This window comes from Arachnia propionica, assembly GCF_037055325.1.
GTDB lineage: Bacteria > Actinomycetota > Actinomycetes > Propionibacteriales > Propionibacteriaceae > Arachnia.
This window is the reverse complement of record NZ_CP146373.1, coordinates 3,219,421-3,239,363: the sequence shown is the minus strand read 5'-3', so window position 1 is coordinate 3,239,363 and position 19,943 is coordinate 3,219,421. Positions and strand designations below refer to the sequence as shown.

Below are 19,943 nucleotides of genomic sequence, written 5' to 3'. Positions count from 1 at the left end.
AGCCTCTAAGGTGTTCGCATGAACAGTGCGCTGCTGGAGGGCCTCGGAGGGCCTGCCGGGCGTTACGCCCGGCGCTCAGGACCGTGGTTCGATCCGCTGCCGTGGTCGCTGTTGGTCGCGACGGTGCTTTTCGTGGCCTGTTCGTTGCGGCAGATACCGTGCGTCCAGACCACCGAGGGTGTCCGGGTGAACGCGTTCATCACGCTCTGCTACTCGGATGTGCCGCTGGCGTGGACGAGCAGCGGATTCGCGCTCGGCGCTCACCCCTTCGACGGTGGACAGATGAGCTACCCACCACTTCTCGGTTTGTTGCTGCTGGCCGCTATCGGTATCTCCGGTCTGCTCGGGGCGCCCGTCGGCACGTCACTGGAGGTCCAGGCCCAGCTCGACGGCGCACAGGTGTTCTACGCCGTCTGCATGGTGCTGCTGTTCGCGTGTTTCCTGCTGTGGGTGCTGTGCCAGACCTTCATGGGTCGCGACTCGCAGGGTGGTCGGCGCCGCTCGTGGGACGGGATGTGGCTGGCGGCTTCACCCGTTGTTCTGGCCTCCGGGTTGGTCTCGTGGGACCTTTTTGCGGTCTCGCTGACCGCCCTCGGGCTGTTGCTGTTCTCCACGGGACGACCGGTGTGGTCGGGGATCGTTCTCGGACTCGCGGTGTGTGCGGGGTTGGTGGCGATCGCAGTGGTGTTGGCCGTGACCTCGGCCTTTGCGTTGCGGGGTCGTGCCGGGCGGGCCGGGGCGTTTCTCGGAGCCGCGACGGCCACCGTCGCGCTGCTGCACCTGCCGTTGCTGATCCTCAACTGGGAGGCCGTCGCCGGCTACTACCAGGGTGAGGCGACGAAGAACCTGTCCCACGGGTCGCTGTTCTACCTCGGAAAACTGTTCGGCTGGGAGGTGCGGGCTGCGGGATCGCTGGGGTTGATGCTGACCGCGTTGCTGCTGCTGATCGTGGTGGCGTGGCTGTACCTGCGGGGCCATCGGCCACGCGTGGGCACCGTGGTGGTGCTGTTCGTGTTCCCGACGGTGCTGTTCGGCGCCACCTACGCTCCCCAGACCGCGCTGTGGCTGCTGCTCGCGCTGCTGGTGGGGCGTCCCGGTCGCCCGGAGTGGGTGGCGTTCACCATCACCCAGGTGATCTATTGGGCCGCGATCTGGGGGCATCTGGCCGGGCACCTCAACTCGAACCCAAACATCTACTTCGCCGCCATCATCCTGCGAATCGTCGTGGAGGTCTGGATCTTCGTCTCCTGCCTGCGCGACGCCGCCGACCCGGGCCGCGATCCGCTGCGCACCCCGCAGGCCGCCGACCCGATCGGCGGTGTGCTGAACGAGGCCGCAAACTCATGTGCACGGTTGCGCAGCACTCAACCCGGGAATCGAGCCGAAACGGGTCAGTTTCCGGCTTGAGTGCTGCGTAACCGTGCGATCGGCGGTGCTGCCCGTCAGTTCCAGACGAGTGTGTCGCAGGTGGTGGTGGTCTGGCGGGTGGTGACGGGGATCTCGTCGCCGACCTCGACCCCGGCGCTCGAGCCCCCGACGAACACCATGGAGGCGTGCATGTGTGGGGGTTCCGCGAAGGGGGGTTTGCGACCCGCGATGCTGAACGGCGACCGCGAGATCCCGGCGGCGTCCAGGACACCCTGTGCCAGGCTCACACCCCGCTGCCGCAGCGACCGGGCCGGCGACGGCGCCGACAGGGCGATGCCGTGGGAGGTGCCGCCGCTGACGATCACCAGCCAGCCGTCCCGGGGGGCCCGCGACTGGTTGTAGCCGTAGCGGGTGCCGCGGGTGACGCGGTGCACGTCGAGGACGGTGGCGGTGGTTTTCAGGGCCTGCGGGGCCCCCAGCCACAGCTGGGTTCCCATCCGCATCCGGGTCTCTACGCCCAGCTGGGTGCGGAGCCTGCGATAGTCGTTTGCTCCCAGGTGTGAAACCCACACCGCGCCCCGCTGGTGGGCCACGGCCTCGGAGGCGAGGTGCTGGGCCTCCGAGAACTGTCCCTTCAACGGCAGGTGCATGGTCCAGCCCTCGAATCCCAACGTCCCGGCATCCACCGATGCGATCTCCTGCGATGTGATGCCGTGTCTGCGCATTGACGTCATGAGCTCTACCACCACCCGGGCGCCCGGATGTGCTGTGCGCAGCTCGTCGAGGTCGGTGAGGCGGGAGACGACGGTGATGACGCGGGGATCGTCGAGCAGGGCCGTGGCCGCGTCGTCGAAGGGTCGCCACGGGTTCAGGACGATCACGTCGTGCGACCATCCCGCATCCCTGACCGTCGCGACCTCGTGGGCGGTGCCGACCGCCAGGCAGTCGTTGCTGAGGCGTTCGGCCTCGCGGGCCAGGACGTCCAGCCCGAGGCCGTAGCCGTTGCCCTTGGCGACGGGTACCAGCCCCGGGAACTCCTCGTGGACGTGTGTGAGGTGGTCACGCCAGGCGCGGGTGTCGATGGTCAGCGTGAGGGTCATGTCACCGCCGCTTCAGGTATTGCTGGAAGGCGAAGTGAAGGAACGAGTTGATGGGTTTGTCCCATTCCCCGAGGTAGGCGACGGCTTCGCCTCCGGTGCCGGCCTTGAACTGGATGAGTCCCAGCTCCGGATCGTCGGCTGCCAGCCCCTCGGTGATGCCACGCAGGTCGTAGATGTCTGCTCCGGCGTCGCGGGCGTCGCGCATCATGCGCCACTGGATGGCGTTGGAGCCGCGAACCTCGCGTTTCGCGGTTGTGGAGGCGCCGTAGGAGTACCAGGCGTGGGTACCGACGCGAATGAAGGTGGTGGCCGCCACCAGGTCACCGTCGTGTTCGGCCAGGTAGACGCGCATCCGGTCGGGTTCCTCGGTGTTGAGGGCGTCCCACATGGTCTCGAAGTAGGACAGTCCGCGCCCGGTGAAGTGGTCGCGTTCGGCGGTTTCCAGGTAGATGTGGTGGAACCGGGCCAGGTCGGCGCGTTCCCCCCGGGTGACCGTCACCCCCAGTTTGTCGGCTTTCTTGATGTTGCGGCGCCACAGCTGGTTCATTCCCTTGAGCAGCTGTTCGTCGGTCAGGGGTGTTCCCTCGGCGTCGGTCAGGCGCAGCTGATAGTTGAACTTCGGTTGCCCGGCGGCGAAGCCGTGACCCTCCGCCTGGGGTTGCCAGCCGAGATGATCCAGGGTCCGCAGCACGCGGGTTCCGGTCAAGGTGGTCTCGTCGGGGGTGGCCTGCGACAGGGCGGTGATCTCGGGGTCGGCGATGGCCGCCTTCACGGTGGGGGCCAGCCAGCGATGGTGCACCACGGTCGGGCCGATCCGCACGGCAAACGCCTTGTTGCGGCGGGCGTGGGCGATGAGCGCCTCCAGGTGGGCGTCCACGTCGGGACGGTTCCAGTCGAGGACGGGACCCTCCGGCAGGTACGCCAGGTAGCGGGGCAGTTTCGGTAGCTGCCGATACAGGACGAGTCCCACCCCGGTGAGGGTGTCGCCGTCGAAGAAGCCGACGGATTCGGAACGCCACTCCGGTTTCGCTTTCCCCCAGGCGGGAAGCTGTAGGAAACTCGCCTGTCCACGAGCGGCCACGAAGGCGAGGTGCTCGTCGGCGCTGATCGTCTTGACAGTGATGCTCACGACTACAACCTACCGGCTGTGGTGGTTCCACTGGCGGGTTCCTTCAAGGACGTGTGGGTGATGAAGGTTGGGCCAGGCTGAGTCTCTGTCGTGTGTGGCCCGGCCCAACCGGTCCTCAGTCGGGCTCTCCTGTGACGGCCCGATATGTCTCCAGTATCACACGGATGACGGCCACAGTGGTGATAAACACGAAAACCGCCAGGAATGGTGCCACGATCATGAGCAGTGTGTTCTGGCCGGTGAATCCGATGACGAGGATCGCGACCGCAAGGAGGGCCGCTGTGACGGTGCCGAGCAGGTGAATCGTCTTGAGGGCCGCGATGCTCGTGCGATGCGCGAAACCGAAGTCGAACAAGGTGGCGAAGGCGTTACTCGGGCGGGGTTGGTACTGCGGTGGCTGCTGTTGGGGCGGGGGTGCGGACTGGCCCATGGGTCCTCCCGGGGAGGGGGAGGGTGGCAGCCCGTGTGGGGAGTCGCTGGAGACCGCCTGTTGATTCCAGGCGTCCGTGGCCTGTGGATCCCAGACGTTTCCGGTGGGCTGCGACTGCTCCCAGACGTTTCCCTGCTGGTCGCCGCCGTACGGGTCGTGGGGGTACTGCGGATTGCTCATGATGGTTCCTCTCCACGCGGACGCACTCGATCACCAACCACTCTTGCACATCTCCGGCCCTGAATGGACGGAGGGTGAGGCGGGGTGTCGGGTCCCGGCCTCACCCGTGGCAGGCCTCAGACCTTGATGTCCTCGATCCTCTCGCCGATCCGCATGCCGTAGAAGGAGCGGTAGCAGAAGAAGGCGGAGACGAGCAGGAACACCGCGGCCAGGACGTGGGCCAGCACACCCAAGCCTTGGGCGGTGATCGCGGTGGCAAGTTCGACGGCCAGCAGCCCGAATAGCGTCGAGAACTTGATCACCGGGTTGAGCGCCACCGAGGAGGTGTCCTTGTAGGGGTCACCGACGGTGTCACCCACGACGGTGGCGTCGTGCAGCGGCGTGTTTTTCGCGTCGAGATCCACCTCGACGAGTTTCTTCGCGTTGTCCCAGGCGCCACCGGCGTTCGCCATGAAGATGGCCTGGTAGAGCCCGAACAGCGCCATCGCGACGAGGAACCCGATGAACAGGTACGGTTCGGCGAAGGCGAACGCCAAGGAGGCGAAGAACACGCCCAGGAAGATGTTGAACATGCCCTTCTGGGCGTACTGGGTGCAGATCTCGACCACTTTGTTGGAGTCTTGGGCGGAGGCCTTCGTCTCGCCGTCGAGGCGCAGGTTCTGTTTGATGAACTCCACGGCCCGGTAGGCGCCCGTGGTGACGGCCTGCATGGAGGCGCCCGTGAACCAGTAGATCACCGCGCCGCCCAGCAGCAGGCCCAGCAGGAATGGGGCGTGCAGCAGTGACAGGTTCGATTTCGCCAGCTCGTTCTGCAGGCCGCCGGTGAGTTTCATGATGATGGAGAAGATCATGGTGGTGGCCCCCACCACGGCGGTGCCGATCAGCACCGGTTTCGCCGTCGCCTTGAAGGTGTTGCCCGCGCCGTCGTTGGCCTCGAGGAAGCGTTTGGCGCGTTCGAAGTCGGGCCGGATGCCGTGGTCACGTTCCAGCTCCTCCTCGATGCTGGGGATCTCCTCGATGGTGGACAGTTCGAACACCGACTGGGCGTTGTCGGTGACGGGGCCGTAGGAGTCGACGGCGATCGTCACGGGTCCCATGCCCAGGAAACCGAACGCGACCAGACCGAACGCGAACACCGCGGGGGCGATCATGAGCTGGTCCAGCCCCATGGTCGAGATGAGGAAGCTCACCCCCATCAATCCGGTGATCGCCAGCCCGATCCAGTAGCCGGAGAAGTTGCCGGCCACCAGGCCGGAGAGGATGTTCAGCGACGCCCCGCCCTGGTTGGAGGAGACCACGACCTCGCGGGTGTGGCGGGCATTGGTGGAGGTGAACACCTTCACCAGCTCCGGGATGAGCGCCCCGGCTAGGGTGCCGCAGCTGACGATCAGCGACAGTTTCCACCACATCCCGTCGGGCAGGCCGCCGATCAGCGCCGCGGAGGTGCCGAAGGTGCAGGCGATGCACAGCACCGAGGTCAGCCACACCAGCGACGTCAGGGGAGCCTCGAAATCCATTTCGGCGGCGTCGCGGTAGCGGGCGCGGGTGATGGTGGCGTTGACGAAGTACGAGATCCCGGAGGCCACCACCATCACGGCGCGGATCACGAAGATCCACACCAGCAGCTGCACCTGCACCGTCTGGTCCTGGACGCCGAGGAGGATGAAGGTGATCAGTGCCACACCGGTCACGCCGTAGGTTTCGAAACCATCTGCCGAGGGACCGACGGAGTCGCCGGCGTTGTCGCCTGTGCAGTCGGCGATCACGCCGGGGTTGCGGGCATCGTCCTCCTTGATGTGGAAGACGATCTTCATCAGGTCGGCGCCGATGTCGGCGATCTTGGTGAAGATCCCGCCGGCGATGCGCAGCGCCGACGCGCCCAGCGATTCACCGATCGCGAAGCCGATGAAACACGAACCCGCGATCTCGCCGGGCAGGAACACCATGATAACCAGCATCATCGCCAGTTCGACGGAGATCAGCACCATGCCGATGCTCATCCCGGAGCGCAGCGGGATGTCGTGGCAGGGATAGGGACGCCCGGACATCGCGGCGTGCGCGGTGCGGGAGTTGGCCAGGGTGTTGACGCGGATGCCGTACCAGGCCACCGCGTAGCTGCCGCCCATGCCGATCAGCGAGAACAGGATCACCACGGCCGTCCTGCCCACCCCGAAGTCGACGAGGAACAGGTAGTAGACGACGATGATGGCGGCGATGAAGGCCCACAGCAGCATCAGGAACCGGCCCTGCTGTTTCAGGTAGGTCTTGCAGGTGGTGTAGATCAGCTCGGAGACCTCCCGCATCGCTGTGTGCACGGGCATGCGGCTCAGCTGCGAGTAGGTGATGATCCCGAACCCCAGGCCGAGGGCGCACACGACCAGCCCGAGGCCGAGCAGCACGTTGCCTGGCAGGCCGAGGAAGGAGACGGATCCGAGGTCGGGTAGCGGGAGGTTCGCCTCCCCGCCCGTGTGGCTTCCCGGCTGGCCGCCACCGGATTCGCAGGAGGTGAGGCAGAGCACACCGACCGCGGCTCCGAGCAGTCCGATGCCCTTCGCGGGATTGTGCCGGGCGGACCATGAATCCGTCGCGGTGCGGAGGATCTTCTCGTCTGGTGCTGTCACCGCTTCTCGCGGTAGCTCAATCATGATGCTCCCTCGCGATCATTCGTGCACTGACCACGTTGCCAGTCTGTCCTGACTCACTGTACGCCCGTGGGTGTGGGACGGGAGGGTGCGCGGGGAAATTTCGAGGGATGAGAACAGCCGCGGCCCGACCGGCGGTTGGTCGTCGGTCGGGCCGCGTGCACGGGCCCTGGGTCCTGGGCTATCGCGTCGCCGTCAGGCGGCTGCGATCAGGTTTTCGAGGGTCTTTTCCCAGCGGGAACGAAGCGCCTCGAGGTCGGCGTCCTCGGGCAGGTTGCTGTGGACGAGCGTCAGTTCCGTGCCGTCGTCGACGGCGCGCATCCTGAGGTCGACGAGAGTGGCTGGTGCCCCCTCAGCAGCGTGCCACGAGAACCGGATCTGTTCCTTCGGATGGAAGCTTCGGGTGATGCCGTAGGTGCCGTCCTCGGCCTTCCACGACTCTCCTTTGTTGCCGAGCTGCCCGCCTGCGCCGAGCAGTGCCTGCGCTCCGGCGGGAGCCATGAGGGCCCTCCAGACGGCCTCCAGCTGGGCGTGGGCCACCCGGGTGACCGCTACGCTTCTGGTTTCGCTTATTGCCTCCGTGGTCTCCATGATGATGCCTTTCATCTCTTCGGGCGTCGCCTGTGGCGTCCGGTGCATCAAGCCTAGTAGCACACGGGGCGATGTGGGAGGGGGGCCGCGGGAAAACGAACTTTCGGCCACTCGGGAGGCCAGGTCGGTGGGCGTGGCATCGGGGCACCGGTTCCTGGAATCGTCGAGCCCGATCGTGCCGGGAAAGCAGCTGTTTCGTGTGACCTCACACGCAAGACGTTTTGGCTTCTCGGCGAAACTTTCCACAAGGATCTGTGGAAAAGCGGTCTTTCTGTGGATAGCTCACTTTCGTGGGGGAGGATCTGGTTGAGGAGTCAAGAACGTTGCGGGGTTCTTCCCTCAAGCGCCCAGGTGAGGAATTCCTCCAGGTCGCCGGTTTCTCCGTCGCGACCTCCCTGTCCCACCCGCAGCGACGGGCGGGTGGGTTCGAGTTTCACGCCCCTGAGGCGTGCCATCAGGCCGCCGGGGACGTGCAGGACGTGGTAGCCGCCGTCGGTGTCGACGGCGACCGAGCGGTCGCGGCGCAGGTACCAGCCGCGGCGATCCGTCCTCACCTCGTGACCGTCGAGGGTTCTGGCCCTCAACGGCACCGGCTCCAGGCCCGAGGCGAGGGCATCGGCGACGAACCGGTCGATGAGGACCTGCGCCCGGACGGCCTCGCGCTCGGCTGCCTTCTCGACCAGTGCAGCCCGTTCAAGCGCGTCCATGCGACGCAGTGTAGAGGGCGGAGTCGCAGAGATGGACGTGGCTCGGGATTACAGGGAATCGGCGAGTTCGTGCAGCTTGCCTAGATGGGATTCCTGGGAGGCCTCGTCGACGCTGTCCGATGCCTTCTCCGAGTGTTGGGCATCCAGCGTCCCGTTCATTGCTTTCATGCCACCCTTGAGTTTGTTTCCTTTGTCGACCGCGCCCTTGACCGTCCTGATTGTCTTGGCTGCCTTTGAAAGGGCGCTTACCCCGCCGCTGGCGATAAGCAATGCGGCATCTGGTATGTATCCACCAAGAGCCCGGGCGGGATCGTCCTTGAGATTGTCTATGTCGAGTATCGAATTAACAAGAGCTCCGCCAAATTCCGTGGGGTTCGACATCGCTGCCTGTGCTACCTCTGCGGCCTCATTTGCGGGGAGAGATTTCTTGGCAATCCATTCTTCCTGAGTGAGTTCTCCAGTTGCCATTTTTGTGAGATCGATTATCTCTCTCAATGCGATACCGTACTGAAGATCAAGGGTGAATCCGACGACTTTCCCTACTGATTCGAGCGCCCCAAGGATTACTCCACCTGCGAACGCCAATCCCGATGTGAGCCAGTTGCGAGATTCATCGGCCCCGTCGCACGATGCGCGCACTTCGACGGCCACTTTTTCTCCATGGGTCGACAGTTCTTCGCGCAGATTGAAATAGTCGTCGATTGCCTTGCTCCGTTGCTCTTCTCCTGGATCCTCGAATGGTCGGATGGTCAGAGTATAGGTGCCCGGCCCGTTCTGGGACTCCCACTCCGACTTCTTCTGGTATCCCTCGGCGATCGATTTTTCATACTCTGCCTCGGCCTCTTTTGATCGGCGGACGGCTTCTTCGTAATTCTGTTTGCAGATCTGCACCTTCTCCTGTGTTGAAGCAAGGGCATCCGCGTAGGAATCCAGAGCCGCTGCCGCTCTGCGGAAGCCGTTCGCAGCTTTGATCCATCTGTCCGGCTCGGGCTTGAAGCGCTCATGGAAACGGTCTGCTGCTCGCCCTACCCAGCCATCCGTACTCACCGACTTGAGGGCGTTCCCTAGATCGTCGAAATCGGATGCGCGGTCTCTCATAATTTTTGTTCGCTCCCGAATTTCCGCCGGGTTTCCGGGGATGATGAAATAATCAAGAATAGACAGGGTGTATTTCATCAAGAATCCTCCATGATTCGGTTCTTTGAAAGTCCTTCTGCGGTTTTCTTGACGGAGAGCATCTGCTCTTCGGCGGCGGTGTTGTACTCGATGTAGTTAAAGGCTACCTTGCTCAAACGAGCAGATATCTCTTCGAGGTCCTTGGTCATCGAGTTGATGGCGCGTTCCCATCTGTCCTGAAAATCATTCACGGTTTCCTGGAGCTTGGCGTGTCCCAACGCGCTCTCTGTTGGAACGTAGTCCTCCACATCCTTGTCTTTTTTGAGCTGTATTACCTCGGCAGTCTTCTTGGCGGCACTCACCAAGGACTTCAGGTCAACCTCGAAATCATATGAAGGCAATGCGCATCCTCTCAATCCAGGAGAGCGACGTTATCGACCTCGGCCTTGTGTGCGAGATCTCGAACTTTTTCCACAGCGCTCGCCGCGTCCTCCAGGGCCTTTGTTAGTGCTTCGGACCGGTCGCTGAATTCCTGCCCCTTCTTCTGCTGCGCCTGCCGGGACTCCGTGTCAGGGCTCCAGCCTGACAGATCCGAGTCCACCTTGGACTGCATGTTCCTCATGTTGGTGCGCAGGTCGGAGGCCATCTTGGTGAAGGCGTCCTGCAAGGCCTGCGCATCGGCTTCCTTGTAAATGAATGTTCTCTTTCCCATATCAGCTTTCCATTCGATTCCTGATGGCGCTCATGATGTCCGGGAGTGCTCCTTGGGTTGGTTCCTCCAAACCCCCAGCCGGAGGACAGGCGCTGATGGCACCTATGACGTCCTGGAATGCTCCCTGTACCGACTCCTCGTTTTCTGCCGCAGCTTTGTCGACTTCCAGTAGTGCATACGCATATCTCTGGAGATCCTCGTGGAACACCTTGAACGATTCCGCCCAGTGATTGGTGACGTCGACCACCGAAGCTGCTGCCGATCCCGTCACGTTCCTCAGGTGTTCCTCAACCGATGAGGCGAATCCCTTGACGCCCCCCGAGAGCTCGTCGCACGTGTCCAGTACCGTTTCGGCTGCCTGCTGTTGTGCGCCGATCTCCAGCTGCATGTCCATGCTCACGATGTCCTCCTAACGTTCGTAACGAAAACCAATTACGACAATAGCTGCACTCATGCGGGGCGGTGGCATACCTGCCACGTGCGACCGGCCCCACGGCCCCAGAGAGTGTGGAAAGGGTGGCCGCACTGGATGACAGGCACCTTGGGTGTCCGGAGCTGGTCACGTCGCCGAGTGGATGACGTTTGAGGAAGAGGCGGAACGTTCTTCGGGTCAGTGTTTGATGTGGTGGGACTCCCATGCTGCCTTGCTTCGCCAGTTGTCCGGAACGACAGACGGGACAGATGGCACTAGGTTGTTCCTGTGAGTCAAACCCAGACCCAGGCGCCCACCGCGCTGCGTGAACAGCGCACATCCTGGGCACGGATCCTCAGCTGGTGCATGTGGGACTGGGGGACCCAGCCCTTCGCGACCGTCATCACCACCTTCGTGTTCAGTACCTACATCTCCTCCGGGGCGTTGTTCGGGAACGGCCCCGGCGATGACTCCCCGGCGATGATGATGGGGGTCGCGATGGCCGCCGCAGGAGTACTCATCGCGTTGCTGGCCCCGGTGCTGGGGCAGGGAACCGACCGTTCCGGGAGACGGATGTTCCACCTGCGCTGGCAGACATGGGCGCTGGCGGCGGTCTCGGCGGCGCTGTGGTTCGTCGCGCCCGGGCAGCAGTACCTGTGGCTGGGCTTGGCGTTGCTCGGGATCGGCAACATCGTCTCCGAGGTGGCCAACGTCAACTACTACGCCGCCATCGATCAGGTGGCCACCCCCGGCACCGTCGGTCGCGTCTCCGGCTACGGCTGGGGGATGGGATACCTCGGCGGGATCGCGATCCTGCTGTTGATCGTCGCCGTCGCGGGCGCCGACATTGGTCCCGACGGGGTGCGCAATTCAATGCTGCTGTGCGGGGCCTGGACGGTGCTGTTCACCATTCCGCTGTTCGTGGCCATCAAGGACCGGCCCGTGGTCTCACCGCCGCCGCGCCAGTCGCCGCTGCGGGCCTACCGCGACCTCATCGGTTCCGTGACCCGCATCCACCGCGTTTCCCCGCACACCACCTGGTTCCTGCTGGCCTCCGCGCTGTTCCGCGACGGCCTGGCGGGGGTGTTCACCTACGGTGCGGTGCTGGCGAAACTGGTGTTCGGCTTCACCACCGGCGAGGTGATCGTCTTCGGTGTGGTGGCCAATGTCGTCGCAGGGATTGCGACCATCGCCTTCGGGCACCTGGACGACCGGGTCGGTCCGAAACGGGTGATCCTGATCTCGCTGGGCGCGCTGGTGGGGTTGGGGTCGTGCATCTTCCTGCTCCACGACCGGGGGCCGGTGGTGTTCTGGGTCTTCGGGATCGCCATGACCCTGTTCGTCGGTCCGGCGCAATCGGCGTCGCGGTCCTTCCTGGCGCGCATCATTCCCGAGGGACACTCGGGTGAGGTGTTCGGGTTGTATGCGACGACCGGTCGGGCGGTGTCCTTCCTGGCGTCGTCGCTGTGGGTGCTGTCCCTGTGGTTGGGGTCGTTCTTCGTCCCGGCAGGCGAGTCGGCGGCGCATTTCGGCATCCTCGGGATCGCGCTGGTGCTGGCCGCCGGGTTGGTCGCCATGATTCCCGTGCGTGAGACCGGACGTGCTGCGGACCACGGTGGGTGGTCGGGATAAGCGGGATCTTCCCGCCGTACCGGTTAGGCTGGGGACATGTCCGACTGGTTTGCCATCAACGAAGACCTGTGGGGCACCGTCGCGGGATCAGAACTGCCGCTGTTCTACTTCTTCGACGGTTTCATCGACTCGGGACGTGTCGGCGCGACGCTCATCGAGGCCCTTCTGGAACACTCCGAGCCCCAACTGCTCGGGTCCTTCAACATGGACCTCGTCCACGACTACCGTGCCCGCCGTCCCGCCATGGTCTTCGACCGCGACCACTGGGCCTCACTCGAGGAACCAGTGCTGAACCTGCACCTGGCGCGCGACGCCGAAGGGAAACCGTATCTCGTGATGCGCGGTCCGGAACCCGATCATCGGTGGCAGCTGTTCCGCGACGAACTGGTCGGGTTGATCGAAAAACTTGACGTCTCGATGCTGCTGACCGGTTACGGCATGCCCATGGCTTTTCCGCACACGCGTCCCACACCCCTGGCGATACATTCCACAGACCCGGACCTGAGGCAGGCGAACCCCCGCTGGATCGAGCGCCTCGAGATCCCGGCCTCCTTCGCGTCCTATCTCGAATACCACCTGGGCACTCTCGGGATCAGCGCCTTCGGGGCCGCAGCCCACGTTCCCCACTACCTCGCGAACGCATCCTTCACGCAGGCCGCGGCCACCATCCTGCACCAGTACGTGGAGGTGACGGGGTTGGCCCTTCCGACCGACGAACTCGACCTGGCCGCCGAGGCCAATCTGATGTCCATCGAGGCCGACACCCGGGGTGACGAGACCGCCCGCGAGCTGCTGCGCCAACTCGAGGAACAATACGACCGCTACACCGAACCCACCGGCGAGGATCTGCCCTCCGCCGACGAGATAGCGGCGGCGGTGGAGCGTTTCCTCGCCCAGCGCGACGAGGGCAACCAGCCCCCAACCATGGGTGAGTGAGACGATTCCATGGAGGCAGGCGACCACACACCCGCCCAGGTCGTTGCGAAACGCTTGCGGACAGGGGACCGCTAAAGTCGGTTTACGCGGTTGGATGGATGATGAGCTTAATGGCGCGTTTGGGGCGTCTGGTTAGGAATCTGGTGGTCGAGGCGATGGAGGTACCGGGCCGTGGAAGAGGCGGGTGAAGCTGACGGTGGTGTGGTTCTCGCCCGTAACGACGTCACAGACCCAGTGGAGCTGGTTCTCGATTCCTCAGCGTCCTTGGATCCAGGCGGCGACCTGCTCGGGCTGAGCATCGGTCATAGGTAGGGAGCAGATCAGGTAGACCACATCTACAGCCGTCCTCTTGGCGCTACCACTGCTATCCTTCTGCCTTCGATGGTGCCGGTACGCGTGTAGAACCATGACCTCAGGTGGGCATCGACGTCTGTGGGTTCCAGGTTCTGCCGACGAATGGTCGACTCCGACGACAGAGCCTGGCCATCCTGAAGTCCCAGGGCCTCAAGCTCTGCGGTGGTCAGGCCGGTGGCGTGCTCCCAACATCGCCATAAAACTCCGGCAGCCGACCAGCACTTCCGTCACGGTCAGGGACAGGATCGTGAACAGGCTGTGGCGTACTCCGCGCCGGTGCCGGGGATCGGTCACATTCCTGAGAACCTAGACCGGAGGCTGGCGCGATAGGACAGCCGTGATGGAAGATGACATGGCGGCGTGACCTCGCTATTGACGGAATTGAGTAGACGCTTTCATTGTCACCGTGCAGGTCACGCCGCACCCGCACCAACCACACCAGACCCACTAGAGATTAGACAACCAACCATCAACTTTGCTGACCCACCCTTGACAGCCACACTCAGGAGGGATTAGCGTTATTTCTGGTTGACTCTACGGAGTCATGTATAAACGAAATATCACTTCGTGTAGCCAGCCGGGATAGATGTTCGTTCGTCCGGCTGTGATGACTGCGATTTCTGCTCATATCTAGTGATTTCAATGGCAAGGGGGTAGCAGATGAGCAATTTCTGTCGGATAATTGCGGCACTCGCTTCTGTGGGAGTTGTCATGCTTGGATCTTCTTGCTCTCAGCCCGTGCCGGCGGAACCGAGTCAGTCGGATGGTAGCGCTACCTTGAGCGCATCCGCGATCGGTGACATTGACAGTCCGCTATCCACGCTCTCGCCTCAGGGGGCCCATCTGCTGGGCCGAGTCTTGAGTGAGGAGGGGGAACCTGTGGATGGCTGCCTCATTCAGATCGAGGGAGACACCAATGAGTACGCTATCGTCAGTGGCTCTGAAGGCAGGTTCAAGGGGTGGCTCCGGTGGGGGCCGCAAGCCTTGATTATAGATTGCCACTCGGAGTTGTACACCGAAACCCGTGTCGCTATCGAAGTGCCGGAGATTGGGGAGTTTACGCAGGACTTCACCGTTAAGTCGCGGTAGGTGTGGATCTCTCTCAGGCAGTGGGGTTTGGTAATAAGTGATAGGGCCAGCATCGATGTCGAAGATCTTGACTCGGGTTTGGCGTCAATCTTGAAGAAACCGAGTTGACTGCAGTTGAGGAAAGGGTAGTAATTATGCTGAAGCACACTACGTCGGGCAAGCTGGCTTCCCTGTTGGGGGTCTTCGTGCTCTGTCTATCGGGGGCTGGACTGACAGGGCCGACCTCGCTGGCCAAGGCCGACGAAATCTCGTCGGATTCGGTTTCTCCCGTAGGTGTGGATGGCCAAGGTAATCCGCTGGAGTTTACTCCAGAACTGGCTGCGGCGGCCTCTCAAGAGTCCTCTGCTGCGGGGGGAGTTGTGGAGGCATACTCTCCGGAAGACAGGGGTGGTTGGAAGATCATCGGCCCGGATGGTCGACAGCGCATCACCAACACCACCGACTTCCCGAACCGAGCTATCGTCTACATCCACCAATCCGATGGGACGCAGCACTGCACGGGATGGCTTGTCTCCGCAGACACCCTCGTGACCGCAGGGCATTGCATCTACGGCAAAAATGGTTGGAACTTCGACCTCGAGTACAGCCCCGGTGCCAACGAGGCTGAGCGTCCCTACGGGACTGCCAAGGCGGCGAGGATGTGGACCGACACCTCGTGGATCAGCAATCGCGAAAGCAAGCTGGACTGGGCTATCGTGAAACTCAGCCAATCATTCCCGCAGGTCGGACACTTCGGATACCGCTGGCAGAGCGCCAGCCTAGACGGCACCAAGGTGGATATTCGAGGCTATCCGGGCGATAAACCACACGGTGAGATGTGGGGCATGGCGGGCACTATCACCCGCAGTGAGGCGAACAACCTCTACTATCAGATCGACACAGCTCCTGGTCAGAGCGGCTCACCGGTGTTCTTGGGTGACGTGAATCAGTCTGTCGCTATTCATAGGGGTGGGGACAAGGAGAAGAACCAATCCACCCGGATCACCGAGAGCCTGTTCAACGTCATCAGCGAGTTAAGGCGTTGACCGCATGAGTAGGCGTGGGGAGAGCATTAAGGGGAATGCCTCCCCATGCCCAGTCCCAGCAGCCACTGATGAAGCGAACTAGATCGCTGTAGGCAGGTTTGTGGATAGGGGCACAAGAACTTGGATTAATGGTTCAGGTCGCCGTCTTGGTCTCTCTCCGATTCTTGATGGACCTCGTTCGGGGTTCGGTAGCCGATCTTAGGATGGGGTCTGAAGGTTTATTCGCAGGCAGCAGTCGGCTGGCTAAACCTCTAGTCAACATACACTTGAGAGAGCTATGGATGGCCTCTTGGTTTGATTGCAGTCAGTGTTTAACCCATGATTGCTTTTCTTCTGGCCGGGTAGACTCCCGGCTGACGAGCTCTTTCTCGCAGGCGGAGTTGAATGGTATCTGCTGCGGCATTGATCGAATAACCAACCGACAGATCAACAGCCCGGACAGGCCCACAGGTCGTCAGTCGTAAGCAAGGGTCAGCCTGCCAGCTTGCTGAAATCATCCTCACAGTCGTAGCAGAGGCCGGTTTTCCCACCGAGGCGGGAATACCATACTAGTTTATGATGGCAGCGTAGTCGGCGGAGGTATGCTGCGATCTCCGGTCTGAACGAAAAACCATCACGCCCTTGACAGATGAGTAGCTTCTTACCGCCATCTCCAAAGCATCCTCCATAAGGAAATCATCGCAATTCAGGGTGTAGGCGGGGTCTGAATCCTCCGGCTTCGAGTAGGCTGTGGGTGATGTAGTTGGCGAGGTTACGAAAGCCTAGAGCACTGCCTCGGGGGTGTTCCAGAGGCGCTGCCTGAGGTTGAGCAGATCGCATCCGGTGTGCAGGGTGCGCCGCGCCCGCTAGAAGGGGATCGCTGGCCAGACCACGACGACCATGCAACTCTTGCTGGGTGCGCCGGCCTCACCGGTCAAGAGCATCACCTACCAACCAGATGACATGGAAGGGACCCCTTCACGGCGGTGGTGTCGGGGAATTCTTCGGCAGTAGTGGTCTTAAAACCGGTAAACCCGTCCATCGTGACGACTTCCACCGCGTCTCGCCACGCCTGGGGGCGTTGGGCCAGCCAAGTCTTGAACACCTGTTTGGGGTGTGACTGGACCATGACCAACAGCCGTGCTGAGCCGGCGCCTGGGTTTCGTTTCTGTTTGGTTCCTTGCTCAGCGAGTGCTGGTTGGGCTGATTCGAGACCGGGGTGGTGGGTTGTTTCGTCCTCGGTCGGGGTGTGGTGGCCGAGTCCTTGTCTTAGTCCTTTCGTTTCAGGAGAGTGTGCATCTTCCGTATCCTGTAGATGCCGTAGTTTTTCTCGTGCAAACGTTTGATCACGGCAATGAGTAACTTGTTGCGTAGGTGGCGCGCGGAAGCCGGGCGGGTTTTCACGGCACGATACCCACGGGAGGTCAGGAACCCTGGCGCCGTATCCTTGAGGATGCGGCGCAGGAACTCGACCCCGAACCACTCTCGATGTTCGATGAGGAAGCGGATCCTCTCGGTCAGGGCCGGTCGAGTTTCTTCGTGAAAAACATGCTCACGGTTTTGGGGATCTCCTTGGCTTTGCGCAGTTCGGCGTTCTCGCGTCGCAGTCGGTTTGTTTTCCTCGACGACGTCAGTCGGGATGCCGGGGCGTTGCCCGGTATCGACCCCGCGGCAGCGATGCCACACCACCGCTACACCCTCGATTGCGAAAAGTCTGATAAGGCTGGTTCGCATGTGCTCCGCCAAGGTGTAGCCAACAATTTTCTTCGAATAGCAAACCCGTCAGAGTCGCGAGGTGCACGAATCCTTCCATGTGTGAATATAGGTGATATCACCCGCCTATTTCTGTACTGGGGTATCGGCTGTGAAGTCCCGTTCAACAAGATCAGGATGCTTCATAAGATCCACGACCGACACGGTGGTTCGGACTCGTCCGCTGCCCGGAACGAGCAGGATTTCCTTCCCACCCGACGCGAGATCAGTGATCGGCGCCGTCGAGCTGTTCGACGAGGTGTTGCAGCAGCGGACCGGCGACCTCGATGGTGTCGGAGGCGCCGCCCTCGGATCCGGGCGCATTGATGATGATCGCGCGGGTCCCGGCGCACTCCACCACCCCCGCCAGGCCCCGCGACAGCAGGGCGCGGGGGGTTTTCTCGGCGCCGTGACGGCGAATGGCCTCCATGATTCCGGGCAGTTCGCAGGCGAGCAGGTCGAGGGTGGCCTCGACGGTGACGTCGCGCGGTCCGACGCCCGTGCCGCCGGTGGTGAGCACCACCCGTGCCCCGGATGCGACGGCCTCCCGGATGGCGGCACGAATCATGACGAGATTGTCAGGCACGACCCTCGGGTCGCGGGTCTCGAACCCCAGAGCGTCCAGGGCCTGCCGCAGCAGCGGACCGGAACGGTCGGAGTAGGCCCCGGAGACTGCTCGGTCCGAACACGTGATCACTGCGGCCAACATGCGGGAAATCGTAACTCCTGTGCCTCGGTGTTCGCCGAGCCGGGGTCCTTCCCGGGAACCGGGTGCGCCGATTCCCGGGAAGGACATCCCGGAGAGTCCTCGCTCAGCCCTTGTGGGCGTCGAGCACCTTGCCGAGGTAGGCTCCGAACTCGGGGACGAGGGAGTCGTGGTCAAGCCCCGCAGGCCATTCCGACCAGACATGTTCAAAACCCAGGGCTTCGTAGTAGCCGACCCCCAGCTTCGCACTGTTGATGGCGTTGCTGTGGGCGGTTTCGTCCTTCTCGCCCGTCACGAAGTTCAGCGACAGAGTTGACTTCGCGTGCTGGGAGAGATCGTCGCCCCAGATGGGCGGTGGCGTGGGCGCGTTGCCGCCACCGAGGGCGAGAAGACCGCCATCCTGCATGGTGTTGGCGTACTTGGGGAAGAAATCCATAGTGATGAAATCCGCGCCCTCGGCGTACCCGACGAGCCACAGGACCGCCGGATTCGCCCCGTAGGTGGACTGCACGTGTGAGAAGAGCTCCGTGAGGTAGCTCACGAGCGTGGGGGGGAACGACGTCAACCAGGTAGTGGCGCCGTCGGGGACGTGCACTGAGACGACGTCGAGACCCCGCGCGGTGGCGGCCTCCACGATGCTGCCGGGGCCGGCCAGGCCGCCGGGAAGGTTCGCGTTGTCGCCGTCGTGGTCCTGGTCGTGCAGTGGATGGTCTTTGTCGTCGAGGTAGACGACCAGCCCGGTCTTCACGGAACCGGCCGGGTAGAAGCGGGCGCTGGAACTCGTGCCGGCGGAGTCGGTGAAGGTGACAGATGTGCTGTTCACCGCGGCCGAGGCCTTGGGGACCGCCTGTGACAGGTACGCGCCGGAGGCGAGAGTCGCCGCCATGAGGCCCGTGACGGCGCGGCGTGAGAGATGAGCTGACATTGACAAACCTTCCTTTCGACCCCCTGGGATTCCTGTGGACATGGTGGTGCGTCGCTACGACCGTCCCGGTGGCACGCCAACAACAGGGGCCGCATGCGGTCCCATTGCGTTGTCTGTACTGATGCGTCCCACGACGGTCCCCGCTCCATTTCCCACCATCCGCGGAACCGTCTGACTGAAATTATTGGCTTCACGCTAACACGGGGTCGGTTCACCGCTCCTGGTGCCTCTTCAGCCGCCTTTTTGGGGAGGTTTTACTCCTCGTTGTAGGCGTCGATCACGGTGCCGAGGTAGGTGCCGAATTCGTGGGTGATGGTGAGGTGATCGTGTTCTTGGGGCCAGTGCGACCACACGTGTTCGAATCCCGCGGACCGGTAGAAGGCGGCGGCTTCTTGGGCTCCGCCCAGGGCGTCGTAGTCGTCGGTGCGGTCGGGTTCCCCCGTCACCAGGTTCAGCGACAGATTTGACTTCACGTACTGGGAGAAGGATCCGGTCCACTCCGGGCCTGGGGCGTCGCCGCCCCCGAAGACGAGGAAACCGCCAGTCTCGATGTCGTTGGCGCGGTGGGGGAAGAAGTATCGGGTGATGAACTCCGAGCCCCCGGAGTAGCCCACCAGCCACAGGGCAGCGGTGTTTGCCCCGTACGTGGTCCGTACGTGCTGGAGCAGCTCGTTGAGGTAGGTGATCTTCGCGTTGTGGTCGGTGTGCCACCACGTGCCGTCTGCGCTCGGGGTGTGTACCGAGAGAACGTCGTGGCCTCGTGCGAGTGCGGCTTCTACGATGCTGTCGGGGCCGGCCAGGCCGCCGGGGAAGTTCGGGTTGTCGCCGTCGTGGTCCTGGTCGTGGAGTTGCTGGCCGTCGCCGTCGAGGTAGACGACCAGCCCGGCCTTGGTTGCGCCGGCGGAGTAGAACCTGCATCCGGAGCTCGAGCCGTTGGATGCGGTGAAAGTGAATGGGGTGCTCGGCGTGGCTGCCGAAGCCTGCTGAGACTGATGATGCAGCAGGGCCCCGGACGCGATGGTCGCCATGAGGCCGATGGTGGCGCGACGGGAGAGTGAGTCCGACATGCGGGGAAGTCCTTCCTGACGTCTGTTTGGATACAGAAGTGAATCCACCGTAACACGGGCGATGTTCTACTCCCCGTGAGGCGACGCGGCC

Annotated in this window: 19 protein-coding genes and 1 pseudogene; 4 read left to right on the top strand and 16 right to left on the bottom strand. The window is 63.0% G+C overall.

All coding sequences use genetic code 11. The features are described from left to right. Positions 1-18: 18 nt before the first annotated feature. On the top strand, positions 19-1,407 hold the full coding sequence (locus V7R84_RS15005) for a glycosyltransferase 87 family protein (RefSeq protein WP_338570544.1): 1,389 nt from the start codon (positions 19-21) through the stop codon (positions 1,405-1,407). A 35-nt stretch (positions 1,408-1,442) separates the two neighbouring features. Here the strand turns inward: V7R84_RS15005 and V7R84_RS15000 are convergent, their stop codons facing one another. From V7R84_RS15000 to V7R84_RS14955, 10 genes are all read right to left on the bottom strand, one after another. Continuing rightward, positions 1,443-2,468: an alanine racemase gene (locus V7R84_RS15000; protein WP_338570541.1), complete on the bottom strand. Its 1,026-nt coding sequence runs from the start codon at positions 2,466-2,468 to the stop codon at positions 1,443-1,445. A gap of 1 nt (position 2,469) precedes the next feature. Beyond that, on the bottom strand, positions 2,470-3,597 hold the full coding sequence (locus tag V7R84_RS14995; protein ID WP_338570538.1) for a lipid II:glycine glycyltransferase FemX: 1,128 nt from the start codon (positions 3,595-3,597) through the stop codon (positions 2,470-2,472). 115 nt (positions 3,598-3,712) lie between these two features. Further along, complete coding sequence (locus V7R84_RS14990) at positions 3,713-4,207, bottom strand: hypothetical protein (protein WP_338570536.1); 495 nt, start codon at positions 4,205-4,207, stop codon at positions 3,713-3,715. Positions 4,208-4,323: 116 nt separating this feature from the next. Beyond that, positions 4,324-6,852: a sodium-translocating pyrophosphatase gene (locus V7R84_RS14985; protein WP_338570533.1), complete on the bottom strand. Its 2,529-nt coding sequence runs from the start codon at positions 6,850-6,852 to the stop codon at positions 4,324-4,326. A gap of 192 nt (positions 6,853-7,044) precedes the next feature. Continuing rightward, positions 7,045-7,440 (bottom strand): SRPBCC domain-containing protein, encoded by a 396-nt coding sequence (locus tag V7R84_RS14980; RefSeq protein ID WP_338570530.1) that lies wholly within the window; start codon positions 7,438-7,440, stop codon positions 7,045-7,047. Positions 7,441-7,754: 314 nt separating this feature from the next. Next, positions 7,755-8,147, bottom strand: coding sequence for a hypothetical protein (locus V7R84_RS14975; RefSeq protein ID WP_338570527.1), 393 nt, complete (start codon positions 8,145-8,147; stop codon positions 7,755-7,757). Positions 8,148-8,195: 48 nt separating this feature from the next. Beyond that, positions 8,196-9,323: a WXG100 family type VII secretion target gene (locus V7R84_RS14970; RefSeq protein WP_338570524.1), complete on the bottom strand. Its 1,128-nt coding sequence runs from the start codon at positions 9,321-9,323 to the stop codon at positions 8,196-8,198. Next, a complete protein-coding gene (locus V7R84_RS14965; RefSeq protein ID WP_338570521.1) occupies positions 9,323-9,664 on the bottom strand; it encodes a hypothetical protein in 342 nt (113 codons plus the stop codon). The genes V7R84_RS14970 and V7R84_RS14965 overlap by 1 nt, the downstream gene beginning before the upstream one ends. Positions 9,665-9,675: 11 nt before the next feature. Next, positions 9,676-9,975, bottom strand: coding sequence for a hypothetical protein (locus tag V7R84_RS14960; protein ID WP_338570518.1), 300 nt, complete (start codon positions 9,973-9,975; stop codon positions 9,676-9,678). A gap of 1 nt (position 9,976) precedes the next feature. Continuing rightward, entirely contained in the window at positions 9,977-10,375 is a 399-nt protein-coding gene (locus V7R84_RS14955) for a hypothetical protein (protein WP_338570515.1), read from the bottom strand. A gap of 378 nt (positions 10,376-10,753) precedes the next feature. Here V7R84_RS14955 and V7R84_RS14950 point away from each other — a divergent pair, with 378 nt between their 5' ends. After that, positions 10,754-12,019: an MFS transporter gene (locus tag V7R84_RS14950; RefSeq protein WP_338573927.1), complete on the top strand. Its 1,266-nt coding sequence runs from the start codon at positions 10,754-10,756 to the stop codon at positions 12,017-12,019. 36 nt (positions 12,020-12,055) lie between these two features. Then, complete coding sequence (locus V7R84_RS14945) at positions 12,056-12,955, top strand: PAC2 family protein (RefSeq protein ID WP_338570513.1); 900 nt, start codon at positions 12,056-12,058, stop codon at positions 12,953-12,955. Positions 12,956-13,459: 504 nt separating this feature from the next. Here the strand turns inward: V7R84_RS14945 and V7R84_RS15525 are convergent. After that, positions 13,460-13,603 carry a hypothetical protein gene (locus V7R84_RS15525; protein ID WP_412728064.1) on the bottom strand — a complete coding sequence of 48 codons (144 nt, stop codon included), beginning with the start codon at positions 13,601-13,603 and terminating at the stop codon, positions 13,460-13,462. 929 nt (positions 13,604-14,532) lie between these two features. Here V7R84_RS15525 and V7R84_RS14940 point away from each other — a divergent pair. Further along, positions 14,533-15,423 (top strand): trypsin-like serine peptidase, encoded by an 891-nt coding sequence (locus tag V7R84_RS14940; RefSeq protein ID WP_338570510.1) that lies wholly within the window; start codon positions 14,533-14,535, stop codon positions 15,421-15,423. Between the two features lie 675 nt (positions 15,424-16,098). Here the strand turns inward: V7R84_RS14940 and V7R84_RS14935 are convergent. The 5 genes and pseudogenes from V7R84_RS14935 to V7R84_RS14915 all read right to left on the bottom strand — a co-directional run. Continuing rightward, positions 16,099-16,558, bottom strand: a pseudogene (locus tag V7R84_RS14935) (transposase); the annotation flags it as partial. 113 nt (positions 16,559-16,671) lie between these two features. Further along, positions 16,672-17,091 (bottom strand): hypothetical protein, encoded by a 420-nt coding sequence (locus V7R84_RS14930; RefSeq protein ID WP_338573935.1) that lies wholly within the window; start codon positions 17,089-17,091, stop codon positions 16,672-16,674. Positions 17,092-17,380: 289 nt separating this feature from the next. Beyond that, the gene (locus V7R84_RS14925; RefSeq protein WP_338570508.1) at positions 17,381-17,863 is read right to left on the bottom strand and encodes a MogA/MoaB family molybdenum cofactor biosynthesis protein; all 483 of its coding nucleotides are present in this window, start codon (positions 17,861-17,863) and stop codon (positions 17,381-17,383) included. A 103-nt stretch (positions 17,864-17,966) separates the two neighbouring features. Then, entirely contained in the window at positions 17,967-18,785 is an 819-nt protein-coding gene (locus V7R84_RS14920) for a hypothetical protein (RefSeq protein ID WP_338570505.1), read from the bottom strand. 254 nt (positions 18,786-19,039) lie between these two features. Next, positions 19,040-19,852, bottom strand: coding sequence for a hypothetical protein (locus tag V7R84_RS14915; protein WP_338570503.1), 813 nt, complete (start codon positions 19,850-19,852; stop codon positions 19,040-19,042). Between the last annotated feature and the right edge of the window lie 91 nt (positions 19,853-19,943).